This is a genomic window from Streptomyces aurantiacus (assembly GCF_001418335.1).
Lineage (GTDB): Bacteria > Actinomycetota > Actinomycetes > Streptomycetales > Streptomycetaceae > Streptomyces > Streptomyces aurantiacus.
In genome coordinates this window covers 1-5,944 of record NZ_LIPP01000296.1, presented here as the reverse complement: position 1 = coordinate 5,944, position 5,944 = coordinate 1, and the positions used below count along the sequence as shown (strand labels likewise).

Below are 5,944 nucleotides of genomic sequence, written 5' to 3'. Positions count from 1 at the left end.
CGCCGTTCCCCGCGCCCCTTTTGGGGCGCGTCTGTCCGCAGGGCATGAAGAAGGCCCCGCATCCTTTGAGGATGCGGGGCCTTCTTTGCTGTGCGGTCCTGACGGGATTTGAACCCGCGGCCTCCACCTTGACAGGGTGGCGAGCACTCCAAGCTGCTCCACAGGACCTTGTTTCGCAGTGCGATTTTGCGTTGCGCTGCGAGACAGGACTCTACAGGAGGGTGGGCCCACCGGGCGAACTCACCCGGTGTGCGGGCGCCGTTACGGTGCGGCCGCGTCGATCGCCTTCACGATGCGCTTGTCGGAGACGGGATACGCCGTGCCCAGCGCGTGCGCGAAGTAACTGACGCGCAGCTCCTCGATCATCCAGCGGATGTCCAGGACGGACGAGGGGACCGGGCGGCCCTGCGGCAGCTGCTCCAGCAGCCAGGCGTACTCGTCCTGCATCTCGTGGACCTTCTCCATCCGGCTCGTGTCCCGCTGGACGTTCGTCGGCATCTGCTGGAGCCGGCGGTCCGCCGCGACCAGATAGCGCATCAGGTCCGGCAGCCGCCGCAGACCCGTCGCCGTGACGAAGCCCGGCCGCACGAGGGCGTCCAGCTGCGTGCGTACGTCCGTCAGGTTGGCGAGGAGCACAGCGCTCCGTACGCCCTTCAGGCGGCGCTCACAGGCCTGCCAGGCGGCCAGCACCTGTTCGACCTGGCCGACGGTGCGGACCGTCGTGTCGACGATCTCCGCGCGCACCCGCTCGTACAGCTTCCGGTACGACTCCTCGTCCCAGGCCGGGCCGCCGAACTCGCCGATGAGCCGGTCCGCGGCAGCCGTGGCGCAGTCGTCGAACAGGGCTTGGACCGATCCGTGCGGGTTCGCGGACAGGGCCAGCTTCTGCGCGTTCGTGAGCTTGTCCGACGCGAACTTCGCCGGATTCACCGGGATGTTGCGCAGGATGAGCCGCCGCGTGCCCTTCCACATCGCCTGCTGCTGCTCGGCCTCGGTGTCGAAGAGGCGTACGGAGACGGTGTTCGCCGCCGGTCCGTCGTCGACCAGTGCCGGGAACGCCTTCACCGGCTGGCCCGCCCGGCGCGTCTCGAAGACGCGGCTGAGCGAGCCGATGGTCCAGTCGGTCAGCCCCGAGCGCTCCAGGGACTCCCCGCCCGCCCGCTCGGCGGTCGCCGCGGCGGCCTGCGAGATCGCCTGGCGCGCCTTCGGCCGCAGCCGCAGCTTCAGGGCCTCCAGGTCCTTGTCCTCGGCCAGCTTGCGCCGCCGCTCGTCGACGATCCGGAAGGTGATCCTCAGATGGTCGGGAAGCCTGGACCAGTCGAAGTCGTCGGCGGTCAGTGGCACTCCGACCATGCGTTTCAGGTCGCGTGCCAGCGTCACCGTCAAGGGTTCCTGGAGCGGTACCGCCCGCTCCAGGAACCGTCTCGCGAAGTCGGGCGCGGGCACGTAGTTGCGGCGGATCGGCTTCGGGAGGGAACGGATCAGCTCGGTGACCACCTGCTCCCGCAGGCCCGGGATCTGCCACTCGAAGCCGTCGTCCGTGACCTGGTTCAGCACCTGGAGCGGAACGTGGACGGTCACGCCGTCCGCGTCGGCGCCCGGCTCGAACTGGTACGTGACGGGGAACTTCAGCCGCCCCTGCCGCCACGCGTCCGGATAGTCGTCCTTGGTGACCGCCCCGGCCGACTCCCGGATGAGCATCGAGCGCTCGAAGTCGAGGAGTTCGGGCTCCTCCTTGTGCTTGTGCTTCCACCAGGAGTCGAAGTGGGCGCCGGACACGACGTGTTCGGGCACCCGCTCCTCGTAGAAGTCGAAGAGCGTCTCGTCGTCGACCAGGATGTCCCGGCGCCGCGCCCGGTGCTCCAGCTCCTCGACCTCGGTGAGGAGGCGGCGGTTGTCGGCGAAGAACTTGTGGTGCGTACGCCAGTCGCCCTCGACGAGCGCGTTGCGGATGAACAGCTCGCGGCTGATCTCCGGGTCGATACGCCCGTAGTTGACCTTCCGGTGGGCGACGATCGGTACGCCGTACAGCGTGACCTTCTCGTACGCCATCACCGCCGCCTGGTCCTTCTCCCAGTGCGGCTCGCTGTACGTGCGCTTCAGCAGGTGCTCCGCGAGCGGTTCGATCCACTCGGGCTCGATGCGCGCGTTGACGCGGGCCCACAGCCGGGACGTCTCGACGAGCTCGGCGGACATGACGAACCGCGGGGGCTTCTTGAAGAGCGCCGAGCCGGGGAAGATCGCGAACTTGGCGTTGCGGGCGCCCACGTACTCGTTCTTCGTGGTGCTCCTGCCGCCCTCGCGCCCGCCGTCCTTCCCGGCGTCCTTCCCTGTCCCTGTTCCTGACTCCTTCACGTCCTTCATGCCGATGTGGGAGAGCAGGCCGGCGAGGAGGGACAGATGGACCTGCTGGTCGGGTGCGTCAGTACCCGCCGCACCCGCCGCGGGCTCCTCCATGCGGAGGCCCATCTGCTTGGCGACCGTGCGCAGTTGCGTGTAGATGTCCTGCCACTCGCGGATGCGCAGGAAGTTCAGATACTCCTGCTTGCACATGCGACGGAACGACGACGAGCCGCGCTCCTTCTGCTGCTCGCGCACGTACCGCCAGAGGTTGAGGTACGCCAGAAAGTCGGACGTCTCGTCCTTGAAGCGGGCGTGCTGCTGGTCCGCCTGTGTCTGCTTCTCGGCCGGCCGCTCGCGCGGGTCCTGGATGGAGAGTGCCGCCGCGATCACCATGACCTCGCGTACGCACCCGTTCTTGTCGGCCTCCAGGACCATGCGGGCGAGGCGCGGGTCGACGGGCAGCTGGGCGAGCTTGCGGCCGGTCGGGGTGAGGCGGTTGCGGGGGTCCTTCTCCGCGGGATCCAGGGCGTTGAGCTCTTGGAGGAGCTGGATGCCGTCCCGGATGTTTCGGTGGTCCGGCGGGTCGATGAAGGGGAACTTCTCGATCTCGCCGAGCCCGGCCGCGGTCATCTGGAGGATGACGGACGCCAGGTTCGTACGGAGGATCTCGGCGTCCGTGAACTCCGGCCGGGCGAAAAAGTCGTCCTCGGAGTAGAGACGGATGCAGATGCCGTCGCTGGTCCGTCCGCAGCGGCCCTTGCGCTGGTTGGCGCTGGCCTGCGAGATCGCCTCGATGGGCAGCCGCTGGACCTTCGTGCGGTGGCTGTACCGGGAGATGCGGGCGGTGCCCGGGTCGATCACGTACTTGATGCCCGGGACGGTGAGGGAGGTCTCTGCGACGTTCGTGGCCAGCACGATCCTGCGCCCGGTGTGGGACTGGAAGACCCGGTTCTGCTCGGCGTGCGAGAGCCGGGCGTAGAGGGGGAGTACCTCGGTGAATCTGTACTTCTTCTTCTCCAGCGCGTCGGCCGTGTCGCGGATCTCCCGCTCGCCGGAGAGGAAGACGAGGATGTCGCCCTTGCCCTCGCCCTGCAGCTCCTCGACGGCGTCGCAGATCGCGGTGATCTGGTCGCGGTCGGAGTCGTCGCCCTCCTCTTCGAGGAGGGGGCGGTAGCGCACCTCCACGGGGTACGTGCGTCCGCTGACCTCGACGATCGGGGCATCGCTGAAATGTCTGGAGAAGCGCTCGGGGTCGATCGTCGCGGAGGTGATGACGACCTTGAGGTCCGGCCGCTTCGGCAGCAGCTGGGCCAGATAGCCGAGCAGGAAGTCGATGTTCAGGGACCGCTCGTGGGCCTCGTCGATGATGATCGTGTCGTACGCGCGCAGCTCGCGGTCCGTCTGGACCTCGGCGAGCAGGATGCCGTCCGTCATCAGCTTGACGAAGGTGCCGTCCGGGTTCACCTGGTCGGTGAAGCGGACCTTCCAGCCGACGGCCTCGCCCAGCGGGGTGTCCAGCTCCTCGGCGACCCGCTCGGCGACGGTGCGCGCGGCGATACGGCGGGGCTGGGTGTGCCCGATCATGCCGCGGACGCCACGGCCCAGTTCGAGGCAGATCTTGGGGATCTGGGTCGTCTTGCCGGAGCCGGTCTCGCCCGCGACGATGACGACCTGGTGATCACGGATGGCGTCCGCGATCACGTCCTTCTTCTGGCTGACGGGCAGTTGCTCGGGGTACGAGACGGTGGGCACGAGGCCGCGCCGCTCGGCCATGCGGACCTCGGCCCTGGCCACCTCCGTCTCGATCTCGGCGGTGACGGCGGCGCGGGCCTCGGGTTTGCGGATCCGGCGCGCGCCCTCCAGCCTGCGCCCGAGCCGGTGCGCGTCGCGCAGTGACAGCTCGGCCAGACGGGAGGCGAGATCGCCGAGGGCGGGGGCAGGGTGCGTAGACATACGCGGTCCAGGATCTCACCTCGGGCAAACGCGGGGCGAACGCTTTTGTGGCGGACCGGCTTCAGGAGGTTCCGAGGGGGTTCCCGGCGGGGTTCCGAGCGGGTTCCGAGAGGGCGGCCGGTGCGCTTGTTGTGGAGAAATATCCCTTCCGTCCCTTTAGCGTGGGCGTATGTCCGAGATGCCGCAGCCGCACGGTGCCCATGGCAGGCCGCCCACGCGCCGTGAACGCTGGAGTTCCTTCAAGGAGTCCCCCTTCCTTCCCGCGTCGGTGCTGGTGCTGATCCTCGCCGCCGCGGCCGGCCTCTTCGCGGGCTCGTACACGTACTCCATGGCGGATCCGACCCCGCGCCATGTGCCGACCGCGACAGTGGGCGCGTACGACGAGGGGCGGGGCAAGGCCTTCCTCGACGGGATGGAGAAGGCGCTCGACGCCTCCCTGAAGATCCACCCGTACGACAGCAGGGCGGCGGCCGTCGAGGCGATGAACGACCAGAAGGTCTTCGCGATCCTCGACGCGCGGGACTCCGGCAAGGCGCTGGTCTTCGATGTCTCGGGGGCGTCCGGGGCCTCGGTCGCGGAGGTGCTGGAGAAGGCCGCGCCGGCCGTCGGCAAGGCCACCGGGGTGGCGGTCACGGTCCGGGACATCAAGCCACTGCAGGAGGGCGACCCGCGCGGGCTCGCGATCTTCTACATCTCCCTGGCGGCCGTGATCATCGGCTTCGTCGGGGCGATCCAGCTCAGCGTGCACGCGCGGGCGCTGAACCCGCTGGAACGGATCGCGTTCACGGTCGCGTACGCCCTGCTCGGCGGGTTCGTGATCGCGGCGGTGGTCGACTGGCTGCTCGGCGCCCTGGATCTGCCGTTCGTGGAGTCCTGGCTGATCCTCGCGCTGACCATGTTCACGTCCGGCATGGTCTTCACCATGTTCAACACCCTGTTCGGGCGCTGGGCGATGCTTCCCACCTGGGGGCTGATGGTCCTGCTCGGCAACCCGTCCTCGGGCGGCGCCGTCTCCTGGCCCCTGCTGCCGTCGCCGCTCGGCGTCATCGGCCGCTGGCTGCCGCCCGGGGGGTCGGTCAACGCCCAGCACACGGCGGTGTACTTCCCCGGGCACCAGCACGTGTTCCCGTTCCTGGTGCTCGGGGGCTGGGCGCTGGTGTCCTGCGCGGTCTTCTGGATCTGGCGGCACCGGCACCCGGGCGGCCGAACCGATGCCCCGGCACACGCCGAGACCACGGCACCTTCGGCGGGCGAAGCGGCCGCTTGACGCCTGGCGGGCTTTTGCCTCCGACCAGTACCGCCCGCCCGCCCGCCGGACGGTGGGTGGGTGGGGCGGGGGCGTGCCGGTACGTCCAACCCGCCGCAACCGGGCGTACGGCCCGGTGCTTGTGGGGTGGGCGTCGATTGCGTGAGCTCTAGGGCCCTTCTGATGGATCTCCGCGGCGTCGCGACGCCCGGCACGCCCTCTCGCCGCACCGGGCACAGACCCAAGTACGTCCAGTACGCGGGCCTGTGCCCGGCACGCCGAGAGCACGCACCGAACGCCGCTCCTTCCCCACGGAGATCCATCAGAAGGGCCCTAGGCGGCGGGCTGTGACATACCGGCACGCCCCCGCCCGGTCGTGTCGCGGCTGCGGGGAGTGCCTCA

2 protein-coding genes and 1 tRNA gene are annotated in these 5,944 nt (G+C 69.4%); 1 reads left to right on the top strand and 2 read right to left on the bottom strand.

The features are described from left to right. Positions 1-93: 93 nt before the first annotated feature. Positions 94-168, bottom strand: a tRNA-Asp gene (locus AOK01_RS31825). 93 nt (positions 169-261) lie between these two features. Then, positions 262-4,296, bottom strand: coding sequence for an ATP-dependent RNA helicase HrpA (hrpA, locus tag AOK01_RS31820; RefSeq protein ID WP_055517756.1), 4,035 nt, complete (start codon positions 4,294-4,296; stop codon positions 262-264). 169 nt (positions 4,297-4,465) lie between these two features. On the opposite strand from hrpA, the gene AOK01_RS31815 reads away from it, so the two are divergent. Next, on the top strand, positions 4,466-5,563 hold the full coding sequence (locus AOK01_RS31815; RefSeq protein WP_190851288.1) for an ABC-2 transporter permease: 1,098 nt from the start codon (positions 4,466-4,468) through the stop codon (positions 5,561-5,563). The last annotated feature ends 381 nt before the right edge of the window (positions 5,564-5,944 follow it).

Bases quoted from the DNA above. Each gene is read 5' to 3' on its own strand.
- hrpA (WP_055517756.1), bottom strand. From the start codon at position 4,296: ATGTCTACGCACCCTGCCCCCGCCCTCGGCGATCTCGCCTCCCGTCTG.
- AOK01_RS31815 (WP_190851288.1), top strand. From the start codon at position 4,466: ATGTCCGAGATGCCGCAGCCGCACGGTGCCCATGGCAGGCCGCCCACG.